The organism is Nocardioides sp., assembly GCF_041393715.1.
In the GTDB taxonomy this organism is placed as follows: domain Bacteria; phylum Actinomycetota; class Actinomycetes; order Propionibacteriales; family Nocardioidaceae; genus Nocardioides.
The window spans coordinates 1-1,591 of sequence record NZ_JAWKJQ010000020.1 but is presented as its reverse complement, the minus strand read 5'-3'; the positions used below and the strand labels follow the sequence as shown (position 1 = coordinate 1,591).

1 protein-coding gene is annotated in these 1,591 nt (G+C 71.0%); it reads left to right on the top strand.

What is annotated here, in order from left to right; translation table 11 throughout:
• Positions 1 to 51: 51 nt before the first annotated feature.
• Positions 52 to 1,591: ABC transporter ATP-binding protein (locus R2740_RS18355; protein WP_371304143.1), on the top strand; the 1,540-nt coding region annotated here is incomplete at its 3' end.

Genomic DNA, 1,591 nt, shown 5'->3' with positions numbered 1-1,591 from the left:
CAACCTGATGGCCGACGGCATCGCCCAGGTGGCGCAGCGAGGTGAGGGCTGATGGCCACGATGGAGCAGGAGCCGACGCAGGGCAAGGTCGGCGGCCTCGTCGTCGAGGACCTCGGGGTGATGATCACCGGCAAGGACATCGACATCGTCAACGACATCGACCTGGTGCTGAAGCCGGGCGAGGTCGTCGGCCTGGTGGGCGAGTCCGGCTCGGGCAAGACCACCGTCGGCACGTCGCTGCTCAACTACTCCCGCGCCGGCGCGCACATCTCCTCGGGCAAGGTGCTCCTCGAGGATCGCGACGTGCTGCACCTGCCGTGGCAGCAGGTCCGCCAGATCCGCGGCGAGGAGATCGCCTACGTCCCGCAGGACCCGGCCTCCGCCCTCAACCCGAGCATCCGGATCGGCAAGCAGATCGTCGAGCTGCTCGCGCTGCGCGGCATCGGCACCGACGCCTCGCGCCTGCAGGGCGCCCGCGACGGCCTGGCCGAGGTCGGCCTGCCCAACGACGACGAGTTCCTCAGCCGCTATGCCCACCAGCTCTCCGGTGGTCAGGTGCAGCGCGTCGCGCTGGCGATGGCGTTCCTGCCGAAGCCCAAGGTGCTGGTGCTCGACGAGCCCACGACCGGCCTCGATGTGACCACCCAGGCGATGGTGCTCGACACGATGGCCCAGCTGTGCCGCACCCACGGGGTCAGCGCGCTCTACGTCACCCACGACCTGGCCGTGGTCGCCAACATCGCCGACCGGGTCGCCGTGATGTACGCCGGCCAGATCGTCGAGCTCGGTCCGAAGGAGCAGATGTTCCGCGAGCCGGCCCACCCCTACACCCGCGCCCTGCTCGACTCGATCCCGCACCTGAGCCAGGCCCGGGCGCTGACCGGCATCCCCGGCCGCACGCCCGCGCCCGGCGCCCGGCCGAGCGGCTGCCGCTTCCACGACCGCTGCTCGTTCGCCGTCGACGCCTGCGCGCAGGCCGTGCCCGAGCTGCACCAGATCGCCCCGGCCCACGACGTACGCTGCATCCGCGCCGAGGAGATCGGTCACTGGGACATCTCCCGCGGCACGGTGCCCGACTCCGACCCCGACAAGGCGCGCGAGGTCATCCTCTCCGTCGACGGGCTCGACGTCTTCTACGGGCGCAAGCACGTCGTCCACAACGTGACCTTCGACCTCGCGAAGGCCGAGGTGGTCGCGCTGGTCGGCGAGTCCGGCAGCGGCAAGACCACCATCTCGCGCTCGATCGGCGGCCTCCACAAGGACTGGACCGGCGCCATCACCTTCGAGGGCGAGCCGCTGGCCCACAGCGCCCGTCAGCGCAGCGCGGTGCACCGCAAGCGGCTGCAGTACATCTTCCAGAACCCCTACCTCTCGCTGAACCCGCGGCTCACGATCGAGCAGATCGTGAAGCGGCCGATGGAGCTGTTCGGCCTGGCGTCCGGCAAGGAGGCCACCGACCGGGTCGTCGAGCTGCTCGACCAGGTCGCTCTCGGCCCGCGGATGCTGAAGTACCAGGCCAACCGGCTCTCCGGCGGTGAGCGGCAGCGGGTCGCGATCGCCCGGGCGCTGGCCGCCGAGCCCGACGTGCTGA